Here is a 16145-nt window from a genome sequence, read left to right as displayed (position 1 = left end):
ATCGGGCAGGTTCGGAACCGGCCGTCACGTCGCGGCGTTCGGCCCTAGGATCGATGCTGTCCCCGACAGATGTGGGAGAGGCCTGTGACCGCGACACTCCAACCATTCGATTCCCTCGCACCGTGTGCGCCCGGTGTGTGGAGGCACGGCAACGTGACCGTCACCCGCTCCGACGATCGGATCGCCGGTGGCATCCATATCGTGCGGAGCGGAGGCGTGCTGGAGGTGCGACACTCCCTGACCGCGGATCGCCTCAGCGATGCGCTGGTCGGCGAGGTCACCGACCGAGTCTCGGCCTCCGGCTCGAGCAGATCGGAGTTCGAAGCGATCATGGTCGGCCTCGTGAGGTCCACCGTCCCCGGCGCGGTCGCGGCCTGGGCCACTTTTTATCGTAATTCGTTGACAGAGTTGACATCCGGTACATCGGACTTTGCACCGATTCATGCCTGCGCTGACGACCTGGTCGACGGCGACAGCGTGCTCGACCTCGGTTCGTGCTTCGGATTCTTTCCCCTGCGGCTCGCTTCTCGTGGCGTGGACGTGATCGCTACGGATCTTCACGGGGGAACCGTGCGTCTGCTCGACGCCATGACGACTGCTCTGGGCCTCGACGTCGCCACCCTGGTGTGCGATGCCGCCTCCGTGCCTGTGCCCGACGCTCACGTCGACACCGTGACGGCGTTGCACCTTCTCGAACACGTCGACCTGAGATCGGGTGACGCGATCGTGCAGGAGGCGCTGCGCGTCGCACGCCGGCGAGTGGTGATCGCGGTGCCGTTCGAAGAGGAAGCCGAACGCTGTCACGGCCATGTCCGCACCTTCGATCTCGCCGCACTGGCATCCGCGGTCTCGCGCAGTGGCGCGCCCTTCGACGTGTTCGAGCACCACGGTGGCTGGGCCGTGCTCGACGCACGCTAGATCAAGCCGCCCTTGCTCGCAGCGTAGACGGCCTCTGCACGGCGACTGACGCCCAATTTGCGCATGATGTTGCTGACGTGGAACTTGACTGTGGTCGCCGAGATGAACAGTTCGGTGCCGATCCTGGTGTTGGACATGCCGTTCGCGAGCAGGCGCAAGACTTCGAGTTCGCGCTCGGTCAGTCTTCCGTCGGGTTCGCCTCCTCGGTTGAGCGACCGCACCACCGCGGAGGCACTGCGGGCGTCGAATGCGGACTCGCCGCGAGACACTGCACGGATGGCTCGCACGAGTTCCGTGGTGTCGACATCCTTGACCACGTAGCCGCGTGCTCCCGCATGAACGGCTTCGACGACGAGTCGCTCGTCGAGGAATGTGGTCAGCACGAGCAGGCCCATGGACGGATGCGACTTCGACAACTTCTTGCACAGGGTCAGACCCTCGTAATCCGAACTGGCAGAAAGCTTGAGATCCATCAGAACCACGTCAGGGGTGAGGTGAGCCGCCGTCGTGGTGGCTTCGTCGAGCGATGCCGCCTCGCCGACGATTCTCAGGTCGGGCTCGCGTTCGAGGACGGAACGCAGACCCTGGCGCAGGATCGCGTGGTCGTCGACGAGAAGGATGGAGGTCATCATGCTCCGATCGGAATCGTTGCGGCGATGCGTATTCCGCCCAGGCGCGACCGTCTGACGTCGAAGGTGCCGTCGAACTCTCTCACGCGCGCAGCCATGTTCACGAGACCGCGGTGTGAGCCGTCGAGGTCGTTGGTCTCCGCGAGTCGCATCACGACGCGGAGATCGCGGGGATCGCCGTCGCCGTCGTCGTCGACTGTCAGCAGTACCGAGTGGTCGCGATACGTGAGGCGGAGTGCGGCGCGGGAGGCGTTCGAATGCACCGCCGAATTGAACAACGCTTCACCGGCGATACGAAGGACCGCATGCTCGAGGTCGCTCGACAACTCGACAGCGTTACCGACGGTGTTGACCTTGACCTGCAATTCGTCCGGCATGTGAACGACAGCGAGTTGATCGAGCATCTCCGGGAGTGACGAGCGATTCGAGTCACCCGCGTGGTTCAGCGCGTAGATCGCAGATCGCAACTGTTCGACTGCACGCCTGGTCAGGTCTTTCGCCAGATCGAGGCGATCTCGACGCTCCGCGTCGGGGATCTCGCTGCGACACACCTCGATCTGCATACCGGCGGAGAGCACTGCCTGGGTGACACTGTCGTGTAGTTCACGGGCGATGCGGTGCCGCTCCTCGTCCACTACCTGGTGGCGCTGAGCCGCGCCGAGCTGTCTCTGCGTGGTCTCCAGTTCAGCGTTACGCACCGCGAGGTCCGCCGCGGTGCGGCGGGCGTTCTGGAACAGGGCCGAGTTCTGCAGCGCCACCGCAGTTTGCGAGGCGAGGATGCTCAGGACGGCCCCGTCGGTGGCATCGAGAGTTCGGTGCTCACCGGTCCACGCGGCGAACGCTCCCACAGCGCCGCCCACCGAATCGATGGGGACGAACGCGTAGTGGGGTTCTATGACGATGCCACCCTGCACCCGCGCTCGGCGGATGTCGTCGAGGCACTCCACCACGTCGTCGGGCAGAGGAGGGCCCTCGACGTCGTCCACGAGAAACGGTGTCGCATCGGGGCCGAGGACCAGTCGGCGAGGGCCGGCGTCCGGAAGTGCGCCGTCCGTGAGGGCGAAGACGACCCAGCGGGCGCTGAGGTGTGCGCGAGCGGCCTCGGCCACTGCACAGATCAAAGTTTCGGGTCCCTCGACCGTGCGGACGAGCGCACGAGACACCAGATCGAGGGCGTGGAAGATCCGTTCGGCCCGTTCGGCGGCTCCCCGGTATTGCGGGTAGTACGTGCTCTTCGACGAGCGCAGGCCGGTGAGGCGGGACAGGTCCGTCACCGGTTCGCGCTGAGTCACAGTGCTTTCCGGAACAGTGCTGCGATGTCGCTCTGAGTGGCCGGCCGCGGATTGGTGGCCATGCAGGCGTCGCGGAGCGAGAACTCCGCGAGGCGCTCGACATCGGCGTCGGTGACGCCGATGCTCCCGAGTGTGCGGGGAACTCCGACGGCCCGCGCCAGGGTCTCGACCCGATCCGCGACCGCGAACGCTGCTTCCGCGGCTGATCCGCGTGCCTCGGGGAGCCCGAGACTCGCGGCGACGGGCACGTACGGCCGACCGTCGGCGCCCGCGTTGAAGCGGATGACATGAGGCAGAAGTATCCCGTTGATGACGCCGTGGGGGAGGTCGAGAAGACCACCCACCTGGTGACTCATCGCGTGCGCGGCTCCGAGGATGGCATTGGTGAACGCGAGTCCACCCTCCAGGCTGGCCTGGGCCATCACGGTGCGCGCGGGAAGCCCGTCGGGGTCTGCGATCGTGTGGGCGAGAGTCTCGATGACGAGAGTGACCGCCCGGAGGGCATGGTGGTCCGTGAGGGGATTGTGGGCGAGCGAGACGAACGCCTCGATCCCGTGTGTCAGGGCATCCAGGCCGGTGGCCGCACTGAGCCATTCCGGCATGGTGGTGAGCAGTCGCGGATCGATGATCGTGATGTCCGGGACCAGTGCACGGCCGAGAATGGTGATCTTGGTGCCACGGTCGGTGTCCGTCACGATGCAGAACTGAGAGACGTCGGCTCCGGTGCCGGCGGTGCTGGGGACCATCACGACAGGCGGGATGGGTGATTCGACCGTGTCGACGCCCTCGTAGTCGAGGATGCGACCGCCGTTCGACGCCAGGATGGCCACGCCCTTCGCCGCGTCCATGACGCTGCCGCCACCGATCGCCACGAGGACGTCGCACCCGCGGTCGCGATAGACGACGTGGCCGGCCGCGATCTCGTGGTCTTTCGGGTTCGGGGTCGGGTCCGCCCACACCACCGGCGACATGCCGCGCTCTCGTAATTCGTTCTCGATCGCCGCGACCCACCCTGCCTCGAGCAGTCCCACGTCGGTCACCAGGAACGGGCGCACTCCTCCCAGTCTCGCGACCGCATGCGCGACCTCGCCGGTGGAACCCACCCCGAAGACGATCTCGGGGGCATGGAACTTGACGACCCGGCCGACGGCATTGACGTCACCCAGCGGCACGTCCAGCCCGGGAACAGTCGGGTCCGTCGATTGCGCCGAGGACGGTGCAGAGAATCCGGACATGTGATCCAGCTTACGGCGCAACGGACTGTCGATACCTGCCCGATCGGGCAGGACCGTCACCGCAGAGCGTTGCCGAGTTCTGGCGCTCGGTCGATGAGTTGCCGGGCATCGCGGGCCACCACGACGCCGTCGCACACGTCCGCGTACTCGCGCATGGAGCACGACGCCTGGTCCCAGTATCGCTCCGATTCCGGGGTGATCCATGCCAGTCGGTGAACCCGGCGTGCTATCTCCTGGAGTTTGTCCACTCCCGCCGGGAGACCGTTGCATCGGCCGTCGCCGACGACGATGACGGACGTCCGTGAGGTGATGAACGAGCCGTGGTGGGTGAGTACCTCGTCGAGCACGCGTCCGTAGTCGCTGCTGGCTTCGAGGTCCAGTTCCGGACTGGACAGCACCGTGGCGAGAGCATCGTCGCCAGTGCTTCGGGCCAACTCGTCCGTGACGTCGACTGGTCGGTCGACGAAGGCCAACACCGAGCATCTGTTGACTCGGTGGCGCATGCTCTGTGCGAGTCGCAGGGTGAATGCGGTGATGGGCCGTACCGACAGGGAGACGTCGGCGAGTACGAGCAGCCGAACCTGTTCCGGAACAGGGGTGCGCACGATCAGGTGGAACGGCACCCCATCGGTCCGCATCCCGGCGCGCACGGTCCTGCGCATGTCGAGTCGGCCGCGACCGTGTTCACGAGGTCGAGGTCTGGGCGCCCCCCTCATCCGGCGGAGTATCTCCCGGCACGCCCCGTCCACGTCGACGCGAGACAGGGCGTTCGGATCGGCCTCCGTCGCGGGTGTCGTACCCCCCGCGCTGTGCGCCAGCGCATCGACGAAGGCTTCGATGGCCTCCGCGAGTCGATCGAGCTGCGTCCGAGTCATCTCGCCCGCGTCGACTGCGTCGCCGTAGACCGCCGCGGGGTCGTAGGCGTCCAGCCAACCCAGAATTCCGTTCGGGTCGTCCCACCGAAGAGTTCCCCGCGACACGACCGCGTCATCGGACGACAACTCACCGACCGTCGCGCTGTCGGCACGGTCCACGTCCACGGTGAACGTGACTCCGCGGCGACCCGACGCGGAGTCGGCGTCCACGGACACCTGAGAGTCGCTGCTCGTGAGGCTCAGGTCGTCGTCGTCCTTGTGCGGATTGAATCCCTGCTCGGCATCGGGCGTGTCGAAGTGTTCGCCCACGTCCGCGGCGCGCTCGTTGAAGTCCGCGTAGCGGGCGGTGGTGTGCTCCTCGCCGGAGACCTCCAGGTCCGTGGGCATACCGCCGGCCACCACCGCCGCGCTCGTTGTGCGTCCCGGCTCGTCGATCGGGAGAACGGGATCGAACAGCGCCGAGAAGGCCAGGTCGAAGCCCTCCTGCTCGTGTGGGTACTTCGCGCACGTGGCGCGCAGTGCCGAGCGCAGAAGCGCTGTGTCGGAGGCTCCGATCAGGCCCAGGACACGCCTCACCTCGATCACCTCCGCGGGTGACGCCGCGACGCCGAATCGGCGGAGGAGCCGGCCGAACACGGCCGACAGAACGTCGAGTACCCGTGCCGGAGTGGCGGACGCGGTCGTCATGTCACGCCTTCTTCCCGACTCCACCACGGTCGCGTCCACCGTGCCCGCGGAAAGCAGCGGTGGTGCTGTTGGGTGGTCGACTGGCGATGCTGGGCGGTGGACCCGAACGGTCGACGGGGTCGTGCGGTGTGGATGGCTGGCGCTGTCGCCGAACGAGTTCGACGTCACTCACGTATTTCAGCAGTGCGGAGGACAGTAGATCCCTCGTGCGCTCGGTGTCGTGTTCTTTCAGGATCATCGCGGCTCGGGCTGCGTCGATGACCTCGGAGACCGACGGGCTCTTGCGCAGGGGGAGTTCCCGCATCGACCGAGCCAGCTCGACGACGTCAGCGACCACGGACTCCTCCACCTCCGGGGCGCGCGAGGAGACGATCTCGCGCTCGACCTCCGCGCTCGGGAAATCGACCGCGAAGTGCAGGCAGCGCCGCTTGAGCGCGGCGGACAGTTCACGAGTGTCGTTGGATGTCAGGATCACCCACGGATCTGTCCGCGCCCGGAATGTCCCGACTTCGGGAATGGTGATCTGCTTCTCCGCCAACACCTCGAGGAGCAGCGCTTCCATCGCTTCCTCTGTGCGGTCGACCTCGTCGATGAGCAGCACCACCGGCTGCTCCGAGAGGATCGCATCGAGGAGGGGTCGGACAGCGAGAAAGCCCTCGGAGTAGAGACCGAAATCCGTGTCGGACAATAAGGCTGACGCTGCGGCGAGATCCGGCGCATCGGCGAGTTCGGCGCCCATGCGGTCCCGCAACATCTGGACGTGCAGCAGTTGCTTCGCGTAGTCCCACTCGTACAGCGCGCGATTGTCGTCGAGACCCTCGTAGCACTGCAGGCGGACCAGCCGACGCCCTCCCGCGAGGGCGAGCGCCTTGGCCAGTTCCGTCTTACCGACGCCGGCCGGACCTTCGAGCAACAACGGTCGATCCAGCGCGATGGCGAGGTGCACCACCACCGACAGGTCGTCGGTCGCGATGTATCCGGTCTCCCGGAGCGATGCGCGCACGTCCGCGGGCGTCGCCAGATCCGAAGTGGTGTCCTGTTGTCGAACGAAGGGTCCGGCCGTGGTCATACTCGTGGTCCTTTCCGTGATCTCGCGAGTGTCAGTACGACTCGTTGATGGAGTGACCGACGACCGGAATCATCGACTCGACCGTGACCTCGCGGGGATTGCCCGGCGTGCACCAGTCGTCCTGGATGTGCTCGGAAATGGCGAGGACGGTCTTCTCGTCTCCGGTGATGACGTCTCCGCGGCCGGTGTACTTGCCCGTGTTCATCCGGTTCTTGTCGTACAGGCGGGTGTTCACCTCTCCGAAGTTGTCCGGGATGCCGACGTCCTTCGACAGTCGAATGGCCGCCTCGACAGCAGCGTCCGCGGCTTGCACGGTGGTGAGGTTGCGGGTGTCGACTCCCAGGGCGCCGGCCAGTTGCGCGTACCTCTCGTACCGGCTCGGCAGGTTGTACTCCCAGACCCGCGGAAGAGCGATGGCGTTGTTGAGTCCGTGGTGGCTGTCGAAGAAGGCGCTCACGGCATGCGAGATGGAGTGCACGATGCCGAGGCCGCCGGAGTTGAAGGCTTGCCCGGCGATGTACTGCGCGTTCATCATTCCTTCGCGGGCCTTCAGGTTCCGAGGCTCGTACACCGCTTCGCGGAGGTTCTTCGCGACCAGTTCGACGGAATACAACGCATTGCCCAGCGACGGCGCGAAGTCCAGCCGGGAGACGAAGGGCTCGCTTCCGTGGGCGAGGACGTCGAAGCCGCAGTACGCGGTGAAGTGCTGCGGGCAGGTGTAGTAGAGCAGCGGGTCGTCGATTGCGACGGTGACGATGGAGGCCTCGTCGAATGCCACCCATTTGTGGGGTTTGTCCATGTCGGAGGTGTCGGTGATGACGTAGGCCCACGAGGTCTCCGAGCCCGTACCCGCCGTCGTGGAGACGGCGATGTGCGGTGGGTTCTCTTTGTTGGTCGACTTGGAGAAGCCCTCGAACTCGTTGATGTTGCGTCCGTCGTGCGCGATGACGACACGTGCGCCCTTGGCTGCATCGTGACTCGAGCCGCCACCGACGGAGATGATGCTGTCGCACTTCTCCTTCTGGTAGAGCGCGGCGGCGTCCATGACGTTGTAGTCCTTGGGGTTGGACTCCACCTTGTCGAACAACACGACCTCGACGCCCTGGTATTCGATCTTCCCGATCAGTTCCTCGATGATCCCCGATCCCCGGAGGCCCGTCGTGACCAGAAGTGATCGCTTGAAGCCCAGGTTCTTGGCCTCGACGCCGATGATGTCGTGTGCGCCGACCCCGAGAAGGGCGCGAGGGAAGGGGTGGAACTCCTTGATCGGGAAGTCCCAGATCTGGTTGAGCTCGATGGCCATGGTCGTCTCCTGTGGTCGGCAACGGTTCGACAGTCGATGTGACTGCAATCACCATCCCTGGGGAGATCGAAGGGCGACGGACTTCCCGCTCGAACTGACCTGTTGCGCGGCGGGACTATCCCTTCGGAGAGGTGGCGATGCTGGCCGAAGCGAGTGCGCACGAGCAATGAAGGCCCTCGCGACGCTCCGCGTGCGCGCTGATGTGCGCTGTGTCAGCAGAACCATGGTGTGGGAGGCACACGCGCGCCCATGGGCCGGGGAAGTCACTCCACGGGCATCACTGGTTCCTGACGCGGTCACGGTGACACGCTGTCGTGTCACACCCGGCGTTTGCCGTATGTAGAGCCGAGTAGCTGAAGGGACTCTGGCTCACCGGCGCCAGTGGCCGAAACCGCCTCTGCCGCCTTGCCCGTCTTGGTCGATCCCCCGTGGACGAGATAGGCTGTCCAGCAAGCTGATACAGATCCAGTGAGAGTGACGCGAAGGTTTGTCGGTGTCACGAGAGTGTCACAAGTCGGGACGGACGGAGGTGGACCGGGGCGGACGCTGATGGACGAACGCACAGCTCAGGCCGATTTTCGTGAGTCCAGGTGAATCCACCTGATCGGGTCGTCGAAGCCTTGTAAGCGAAAGGTCGTCAGTTCAATCCTGACAGGAGGCTCTCGATATGCCTCTGAACTGGACAAACGTCACGAAGTAGCCCTATTGCGCTGCCCGCTTCGGGCCTGTCACTCCGCCCACCGACTCATCGCAGGGGGAGCACCAATGAGCGACAACACCGTGAGACCTGTACGAGCGTCCGATCGCGCGCTGCCGCATCCACCGCGGCGTTACCGGTGGTCGGCGACATCCTCGATTTGCACGTCACCGAGTCCAGCCAGTGGGCGAAGCGAGATGCGCAGGAGTACGGCTCGGCTTTCGGACGAAACGAATTCGGCACCCGCGTGACGTACGTGTCGGGACCCGTGGAGGTTGCGGCGGTGAACGACGAGACGACCTGGGCAAAGTCGAAGGTGCTGCAGATACCACCCGCGGGCGGACCGATCGATCGATCGATTCGTCGTCCGCGCGTCAGCCCATCGACTCGGCAGATGCCGGGCCCCACGACGCCAACATCGGAAGAGCCCGAGCAGTGGACGACTCGGGCTCGACGGTGTAGACGATCAAGCGTTGCTCCGGATCGTGGGGCGACACAAGAGATTCGATGCCGAACGCGAGTCGACCTACCACGGGGTGGGCGATCTTCTTGTCGACGGACGTGCGATCCGCTACGCCGTGATCATTCCACCAATGGGCGAAGTCTTCACTTGCCAGACGTAAATCGTCGATCAGACCCGTCAATCGGGCGTCCGCGACGTGGCGTCCGACCTCGTAGCGCATCGCCCCCACCGCGGCTGACGCGTAATCGGACCAGTTCACGATGCGTTCCCTCGCACGCGAGTCCAGGAAGAGCCAGCGCACCAGTACGGCACCCCTGTCGATCTCCTCGCCGAGGACTGCCCGCGCCAGCGAGTTGCACGCCAGGATTTCGGAGCGGCGCCCGAGGACGAGCGCGGGAACGTGATCCATCGTGGTCAGCACCCGGAGCAGACCAGGATTGGGTCGTTGTGGAGACTCCCACATGCTCGAGCGTTTCCGGCGCATCGGAGCGGCGAGATTTCGCAGGTGTGCGTCCTCGATCTCGTCGAGCCGCAAGGCCCGGCTCAAGGCGTCGACGATGTCGTCGGTGACTGTGTGCTGGCGACCCTGCTCGAGCCGGCTGTAGTGATCGGGGCTCAATCCTGCGAGCACCGCAAGTTCCTCCTTGCGCAGGCCCGGAACGCGCCGCGGTCCGGGGAACGGCGCAATCCCCGCCGTTGCTGGCGTGAGTGCGTCACGTCGTGACCGGAGGAATGCCCCGAGTGCGGATCTGTCTGCTGGCACCCTGCCGAGACTACGGAGACATCCCGGACACTGCCTGGTCACGGCGTGACCAGGCAGTGCTCGCCCTGGTGCGTTACGTGATCGCACTGTGGAGTGGTGGTCATGAGCAACCCATCGAATCTGTCCGACCGCACCGCCGTCGTCACCGGCTCGACGAGCGGAATAGGCGCCGCTACCGCCCGCGAACTCGCGGCCCGTGGCGCTCGCGTCGTGATCACCGGGCGCGACGCCGAACGTGGTGCGCACCTCGTCGCCGAGATCGAAGGCGCCGGCGGATCCGCCGCGTTCGTGAACGGCGATCTCGCCGCGTCACCTACCGATCTGCGTGCGCTGGCCGCCGCGTGGACCACCGCTCTCGACGGGCGGGTCGACATCCTGGTGCACAACGCGGCACTCTGCCCCGCCGTCGACACCGTGTCCCTCACCGACGCCGATCTCGAAGCGACACTTGCCGTCAACGTCCGGGCACCGCATGTTCTCACCGCAGCCCTGGCGCCGGCAATGGCCGAACGAGGCACCGGCGCGATCGTGGTAATCGGGTCGTGGATGGCCACGGTGGGCCATGCATTCGTCGGCCTGTATTCCGCCACGAAAGCTGCCGAAGCTCAGCTCGCTCGAAGCTGGGCCGCCGAGTTCGGACCCCGGGGGGTACGAGTGAACACCGTCGCGCCCGGCGCCACCCGAACCCCGATCAACGACTCCAGTAGCGACGTCATCAGTCAGATGACGGTCGGCATTCCGGCCGGACGTCCGGGTCGGCCGGAAGAGATCGCGTCGGCCATCGCGTGGGTGGTCTCGGATGAGGCGGCTTACCTGCACGGGGCGACGATCCCGGTGGACGGTGGCATCACCGGAACCCGTTAGGCGGCGGTGGCTGAGGTTCTCGGTGGAGTGCACCTTTGCAGTTCGCCGAGTGACCCGCCGCGCACGGCTACTGTCGGACCGGTGACCTCGACGTGGACGACCGCAGACATCCCGGATCAGACGGGGCGGCGTTTCGTCGTGACCGGCGCCAACAGTGGCTTGGGTGCGGCCACGGCCCGAGCCCTGGGTGCTCGTGGGGCGGAGGTGGTACTCGCGTGTCGCAATACCGACAGGGGAGAGGATGTCGCCCGCGAGATCGGGCCGACTGCGACCGTTCGTGAGCTCGATCTCGCCGATCTGGCCTCCGTGAGACGCTTCGCCGACGCGACCGAGCCCTTCGACGTCCTGGTCAACAACGCCGGTGTGATGGCGCTGCCGCAGAAGAGGACGGTCGACGGTTTCGAGATGCAGTTCGGGACCAATCACCTCGGGCATTTCGCGTTGACCGGACTGCTCGTCGACCGCATCTCCGACCGGATCGTCACGCTGTCCAGTCTCGCGCACACGAGCGGAGACATCTCGATCGACGACCCCAACTTCGAGCACCGCCGCTACAGTCGCTGGGCTGCCTACGGCCAGTCCAAGTTGGCGAATCTGTTGTTCGCGTACAAGCTCCAGCGGCGCCTGTCGGAAGCGCGCTCCTCGGTCGTCTCCGTCGCGGCGCATCCCGGTATCTCGTCCACGAACCTGGCGTCCCACACCGAATCTGCCCTCGACAAGATTTTCTCGTTCGGAGCGGGCGTCATCGGTCAGAGCTCGAACATGGGAGCGTTGTCGCAGCTGTACGCGGCGACGGTCGCCGGCGTCGAGGGAGGCTCATACATCGGACCCGACGGGTTCCGGGAGATGCGCGGCCATCCGACAGTCGTCTCGTCCAGTAAGCGTTCGCGCGACTTGAAGCTCGCGACCGCCCTCTGGAATCTGTCCGAGCAGGTGACCGGGGTGAGCTACACGAGCCTGCGCCGGGATCCGCCGATTGCCTGAGGGTTCCACTTCCCCGGGGGAGCACGCTGCCGAGATGCTGTTCACAGGCAGTCGCGTCACAGCGGAGACCGGCTTCGAATCGGACTCGTGAACCGCGTGGTTCCGGCGGACCAGCCAGCACTCCGTGCAGGTCCGCCACGGTCCAGGGGAGTCCAGGCACCTGCGACAACTGCCGAAATGCCGCTCGATGTCACGAGTTGTCACAACGTGTTCGTCACTCGTTCGATGGACTCGGGTGGTCATGGGTGGACTGTGCGCATGAATATCCACGACGGTCGGTGGACCTCCGGAGACTTCTGTGGACGGACACCGCTCGCTTCATGTCGACGTCGGAGGCGTGGAGCGTGCTGACTGCCGCCCCGCACAGTGCACCGCTCGCTTCGGAATTCTCACCTGTTCACTCTTTCTGCGTGTTGTCGTGTCGTTGGCGTTGTCTGGTTCCGTAGGCGGCTTCCTTGACTGCGTCGTCGTCTTCGAGGCCGGATCCGAGGGCGCCGCCGATGGTGGCGATCGAGGCGAGGAGCCAGCTGAGTTCGAGGTAGTCGGCGGTGGTCGCGCTGTGCCCGAGGGTCGAGGACAGGACGTGCGCTCGGAGGGAGAGCCAGGCGGTGAAGAGCAGCAGACCGAACAGGGCGATGTGGAGGACGACGACACCGATGGTCAAGGTGATGACGGTCGCGGTGTTGTACAGCCTGGAGCGTTCGCGTTCCTCGTCGGATTCGGGCCGTTCCCACAGTTCGTGGTCGATGACGAGCCAGAGGATGAGCGCCACCGTCGACAGGATCGTCGCCGCACAGAGGCGCCATCCGCCCATGGTGTCGGCGAACGACCAGATGGTGCTGGTGGACAATGCGAATGCGCCGGTGGCGAAGGCGCCGACGAGCACCTTGGACAGGCCGGTGACCAGCCGCCAGGGCCGGTTGGCTCGCACCATTCCCGAGAGCAGCCGAAGCCTGCGTAGTCCCTTCGGTGCCAGGTACCGGGTACCGTTCTCGTGCTGTTCGGAGGGGAATCGTTTCGCGGCGCTCGTCGGTGCGAGTTCGGGTTCGCCGAGGATGCGTGCAAGGGCGAGTTCGACGACGGTGGTGACGCGTCGCGCGAGGTCGATGCCGCCGACGGCGGCGATGGAGATCAGCGCGAACTTGCGATCGGCGCTGACCTCGCCGATGACGGGGACGGTGTTGTCGCGGCGGGGGAGGTCGGTGAGATAGACGACGATGTCCTCGTGGTCCGAGTCGGTGTCGACGGTGTCGATCACGTCGGTGAGCGAGGCGTGTTCGTCGGAGACGAGGGGTTGTCGGCGCACGGTGGTGGTCCATCGGCGGGGCGGTGATCCTCGTTCGGTGAGGCGTCGGGGTAGGTGGTCCGAGAGGTGCTCGGCGAGGTCTGCGGGTTTGCCGGGGTCGGCGATGAGCAGTACCGATACACCGTCTCCCGGTGGACGGGTGGGTCCTTCTCGGTGTGGGTCGTGGCCTGTCATCGCCCGGTGCTACCCGGTCGAGACAAGTCGAAACGTCCGAAAGACGAGCAGACCGTCAGCTGTCCGACCTCCGCCAGGGAGCTGACCGACGACGTGTGCGATCACCCGCGGGCGACCCGACTGCAGTGACGCCGATCGTCAGCTGACCCCAGGGTCGCAGAGGCTTCGGTGCGGCGAGAATGTTCACTACAGGGGGGTGGTTCCGTGAGCGGCGGGGGCGGGACGCCCGAGGTGATACCCCTGCAGGAGATGGGCGCCGAGACGGCGGACGGTGCGCAGTTCGGCATCGGACTCGACGCCCTCGAACACCACGGTCATGCCGAATTGCTCGGCAAGGGTCACGGTGCCGGCAGCGATGGCTGCACGCAAAGGATCGGTGTCGATGTCGTGGGTGACGAACGCGTCGATCTTGATCATCTCGGGTCGGACGGTGATCACCTGCCGGAGCCCGGACTGCCCGGCGCCGACGTCGTCGAGGGCGATGGCCACACCGGCGCCGCGTAGGTCGTTGACCCGTGTGAGGACGGTGTCGATCTCGTGGATGTGGGTGCGTTCGGAGACCTCGAGGATGATGCGGCGATGTCGGGCGGCGTGGCGCAGCGGCTCGGCGAGCAGAGGGTCGTCGGTGAGCGCGGCGGGGGAGAGGTTCACCGCGAGGAACATTCCCGGCGGGAACGATGCCGCTTCGTTCAGAGCGGAGAGCAGCGCGGCGCCTTCGAGTGCCCCGGACAGTCCGCTCTGCGCTGCGCTGTCGAACCACTCCGCGGGGCACGCGGTTCCGGTGGGGAACCGCGAGAGCGCTTCGTAGCCGACGACGTTCAGGTCTGCGGCGTCGACGATGGGTTGGAACACCATGGTGGGTCCGCCGCGACGTACAAGGTCGCAGATGTCATCAGCGGTGACCGGCCGCTGCTGGGCGCGGCCGGAGCGGCTTCCGTCCCCGTCGAAATCAGTCACCGGGAACGCTTGCTCGCACACGACGCCGCACCGGCCGGCGGAACGAGCACACGTGGACTGCAGCCGGCGGCGCATCGTGTCGGGTCTGAGAGATGAGGACGTGGTACCCCCCATTCGCAGAACGGATGCACCACCCCTGAAAGGGTGACAAGCACAAATTCTGCTGGCCATGCTCGCCGTAGGCATGACGTCCCGTCACGCCGGAAGCGGCACGACGGAACCGGCTACGCACCGGGACGGTGGGGACACGCGTGGTGATTGCCGAGGACGGCTCGGGAACCGACACCCTCCGAGTAGCACCGACGATGCGGCCCTGCTCACGATGCCCATTCCCGGGCAGCGTCGCGGCGACCTCGCCGCCGAGGACCGGGGCGACATATTCGGCCGGCCCCGACTCGTTCAGCATGTCAGCAGTGAAGCAGGCACCCGCGCCAGGCAATGCGCCGGGTCACGACCACTCCTGAGCCTCATGCCCGATTGCACGAAGATCGTCGACTCGCTCAGTTCGGGGGAATGCCGGAGGCGTGCTCATGTGCCACCTGTGAAGTCACCGGACGAGAGGAATGGCGGCCCTCCGGCCCTGCCCGCACGCCGCCTCCGATCTGATGTGCGGGCTCGTACGGATCCCCCAGTGGGACGCGCCGCGATCCTCCCGCGACACCGGGACAGTCGTCACCACGCAGCGAGTTCGCCGGGGGCCGGTCGAGGTCGCCGGCGAATGGTGACCCGCGATCGACATGCACTGGTCGGACCTTTGAGAATCATCCTCTCTCGGTGCGGTCGAGAATCAATCGAGTGGCTTCTCGAGGTGCGTCCCACTGCGGAAAGTGACCGCACCGCTCGAACCAGTGCAGAACGGCATCGGGGAACAGTTCCGATGCGCGTGTGGCTTGCCTCGGCACTGTCACCAGATCTCGTCGTCCCCAACCGATCGTGACCCGCCCGGGCACTGTGCCGGACGGTGCGCCTTCCTGCTTCGGCCCGTGGATGAGGGCGTTCAGAGCGGACCCGGTCGACGGGGAGTCGGCGAGCCCGCGTACGTCGGGCAACACGGTGTCGCGCGAGAGTGCCCATGGCCGCGCGGACAATTGAGCGAGCAGCAGGGTCCTTCCCGCAGGGTTGCCGAGAAGTGCAGGTAGGAAACGCCGCAATATGTTGACAAGGGCTATGGACGGCCGGAGTGTGGCGCCGAAGACAGCACGTTCGCGGTCGCTCCAGAAACCGCCGGGGTCGAGTGCCACGGTGTCGCCGCCGACTCCTCGCCGCGCGAGTTCGAGGACGATTCGACCGCCCATCGACTGACCGGCGGTGGAAATGCCACCTAGATCGTGTTCGCGAATGAAGTCCGCGACGGAGTCGGCGAGAGCAGCGATCGATACTTCGCCCATCAACGGCGGCGTGTCGCCGAACCCCGGTAGGTCAACCGCGATGACGTCACGGTGTTCCGCCAGTTCGTCGATGATCGGGGACCAGGATCGCCATCCGACGCCCAAGCCGTGCACCAGTAACAGCGGGCTGCCATTTCCGAATCTGACATAGTTGAGCGTCATATAGTTGACAGTACGCGAATGCCCGGTCGACGCAGGGGTTCCGGAAGACCGATGGCACCCGCTCGCCCAGTGTCCAATTCAACCTTTCGCCGGGTACCGACTGTTCGGGGCCACGTCACCGAGTTCGCGGCCGAGTCACCTTGGTACGACCGGGACAGCACCACGGTCGGATGGTGGGCGGGTGCGACGGGGTACGCGTTCGCTGATGACCTCGAGATGTCCCGGAGGCGACAGCGCGTCTTCGCGTTGCGGCTCGTCCCGCGGTGAGAACGCAGGTGCGCCGAGGCGGTCGTCATCGGGCTGTCCTGCTGATCGCGTGTGTGCAGCAAGTCCAATTGCAGGTACTTGTGTCGGTCGTCGAGACCGCGTGCGCGAAACA

Annotated in this window: 13 protein-coding genes; 3 read left to right on the top strand and 10 right to left on the bottom strand. The window is 65.9% G+C overall.

What is annotated here, in order from left to right; genetic code table 11:
- The first annotated feature begins 69 nt into the window (after positions 1-69).
- Positions 70-918: a mycofactocin oligosaccharide methyltransferase MftM gene (gene mftM, locus HQ306_RS05755; RefSeq protein WP_222628154.1), complete on the top strand. Its 849-nt coding sequence runs from the start codon at positions 70-72 to the stop codon at positions 916-918.
- Here the strand turns inward: mftM and HQ306_RS05750 are convergent.
- The 7 genes from HQ306_RS05750 to HQ306_RS05720 all read right to left on the bottom strand — a co-directional run bounded on the left by HQ306_RS05750 (position 915) and on the right by HQ306_RS05720 (position 9931).
- Positions 915-1547 (bottom strand): response regulator transcription factor, encoded by a 633-nt coding sequence (locus HQ306_RS05750; RefSeq protein ID WP_027507086.1) that lies wholly within the window; start codon positions 1545-1547, stop codon positions 915-917. The two genes, mftM and HQ306_RS05750, sit on opposite strands and share 4 nt — an antisense overlap.
- Positions 1547-2839, bottom strand: coding sequence for a histidine kinase (locus tag HQ306_RS05745; protein WP_308115587.1), 1293 nt, complete (start codon positions 2837-2839; stop codon positions 1547-1549). Before HQ306_RS05745 ends, HQ306_RS05750 begins: the two co-directional genes overlap by 1 nt.
- The gene (locus HQ306_RS05740; RefSeq protein WP_222628152.1) at positions 2836-4074 is read right to left on the bottom strand and encodes an iron-containing alcohol dehydrogenase; all 1239 of its coding nucleotides are present in this window, start codon (positions 4072-4074) and stop codon (positions 2836-2838) included. The genes HQ306_RS05745 and HQ306_RS05740 overlap by 4 nt, the downstream gene beginning before the upstream one ends.
- A gap of 56 nt (positions 4075-4130) precedes the next feature.
- Positions 4131-5636, bottom strand: coding sequence for a VWA domain-containing protein (locus HQ306_RS05735; protein ID WP_222628150.1), 1506 nt, complete (start codon positions 5634-5636; stop codon positions 4131-4133).
- A 1-nt stretch (position 5637) separates the two neighbouring features.
- Positions 5638-6705: a MoxR family ATPase gene (locus tag HQ306_RS05730; RefSeq protein WP_222628148.1), complete on the bottom strand. Its 1068-nt coding sequence runs from the start codon at positions 6703-6705 to the stop codon at positions 5638-5640.
- A gap of 31 nt (positions 6706-6736) precedes the next feature.
- Positions 6737-8008 carry an NDMA-dependent methanol dehydrogenase gene (mdo, locus tag HQ306_RS05725; protein ID WP_027507091.1) on the bottom strand — a complete coding sequence of 424 codons (1272 nt, stop codon included), beginning with the start codon at positions 8006-8008 and terminating at the stop codon, positions 6737-6739.
- A 1071-nt stretch (positions 8009-9079) separates the two neighbouring features.
- Entirely contained in the window at positions 9080-9931 is an 852-nt protein-coding gene (locus tag HQ306_RS05720) for a helix-turn-helix transcriptional regulator (RefSeq protein ID WP_222628147.1), read from the bottom strand.
- 102 nt (positions 9932-10033) lie between these two features.
- Between HQ306_RS05720 and HQ306_RS05715 the strand changes: the two genes are divergently transcribed.
- Both HQ306_RS05715 and HQ306_RS05710 read left to right on the top strand, forming a co-directional pair.
- A complete protein-coding gene (locus HQ306_RS05715) occupies positions 10034-10795 on the top strand; it encodes an SDR family NAD(P)-dependent oxidoreductase (RefSeq protein WP_222628145.1) in 762 nt (253 codons plus the stop codon).
- Positions 10796-10876: 81 nt separating this feature from the next.
- Entirely contained in the window at positions 10877-11779 is a 903-nt protein-coding gene (locus HQ306_RS05710; protein WP_222628143.1) for an oxidoreductase, read from the top strand.
- A 397-nt stretch (positions 11780-12176) separates the two neighbouring features.
- Here HQ306_RS05710 and HQ306_RS05705 read toward each other — a convergent pair whose 3' ends face one another.
- The 3 genes from HQ306_RS05705 to HQ306_RS05695 form a co-directional block, all read right to left on the bottom strand.
- Positions 12177-13259 (bottom strand): hypothetical protein, encoded by a 1083-nt coding sequence (locus tag HQ306_RS05705; protein WP_222628141.1) that lies wholly within the window; start codon positions 13257-13259, stop codon positions 12177-12179.
- Between the two features lie 186 nt (positions 13260-13445).
- Entirely contained in the window at positions 13446-14291 is an 846-nt protein-coding gene (locus tag HQ306_RS05700; RefSeq protein ID WP_261770263.1) for an EAL domain-containing protein, read from the bottom strand.
- 686 nt (positions 14292-14977) lie between these two features.
- Positions 14978-15766, bottom strand: a complete 789-nt coding sequence (locus tag HQ306_RS05695; protein WP_222628137.1) for an alpha/beta fold hydrolase — start codon at positions 15764-15766, stop codon at positions 14978-14980.
- Positions 15767-16145 lie beyond the last annotated feature (379 nt).

This window comes from Rhodococcus sp. BP-160 (assembly GCF_019836205.1).
Lineage (GTDB): Bacteria > Actinomycetota > Actinomycetes > Mycobacteriales > Mycobacteriaceae > Rhodococcoides.
This window is presented reverse-complemented; position numbering and strand designations above follow the sequence as displayed.

What these genes read in the sequence shown, in the direction of transcription:
- mftM (WP_222628154.1), top strand. Translation starts at nt 70, where the DNA reads ATGTGGGAGAGGCCTGTGACCGCGACACTCCAACCATTCGATTCCCTC.
- HQ306_RS05750 (WP_027507086.1), bottom strand. Translation starts at nt 1,547, where the DNA reads ATGACCTCCATCCTTCTCGTCGACGACCACGCGATCCTGCGCCAGGGT.
- HQ306_RS05740 (WP_222628152.1), bottom strand. Translation starts at nt 4,074, where the DNA reads ATGTCCGGATTCTCTGCACCGTCCTCGGCGCAATCGACGGACCCGACT.
- HQ306_RS05735 (WP_222628150.1), bottom strand. Translation starts at nt 5,636, where the DNA reads ATGACGACCGCGTCCGCCACTCCGGCACGGGTACTCGACGTTCTGTCG.
- HQ306_RS05730 (WP_222628148.1), bottom strand. Translation starts at nt 6,705, where the DNA reads ATGACCACGGCCGGACCCTTCGTTCGACAACAGGACACCACTTCGGAT.
- mdo (WP_027507091.1), bottom strand. Translation starts at nt 8,008, where the DNA reads ATGGCCATCGAGCTCAACCAGATCTGGGACTTCCCGATCAAGGAGTTC.
- HQ306_RS05715 (WP_222628145.1), top strand. Translation starts at nt 10,034, where the DNA reads ATGAGCAACCCATCGAATCTGTCCGACCGCACCGCCGTCGTCACCGGC.
- HQ306_RS05705 (WP_222628141.1), bottom strand. Translation starts at nt 13,259, where the DNA reads ATGACAGGCCACGACCCACACCGAGAAGGACCCACCCGTCCACCGGGA.
- HQ306_RS05700 (WP_261770263.1), bottom strand. Translation starts at nt 14,291, where the DNA reads ATGCGCCGCCGGCTGCAGTCCACGTGTGCTCGTTCCGCCGGCCGGTGC.
- HQ306_RS05695 (WP_222628137.1), bottom strand. Translation starts at nt 15,766, where the DNA reads ATGACGCTCAACTATGTCAGATTCGGAAATGGCAGCCCGCTGTTACTG.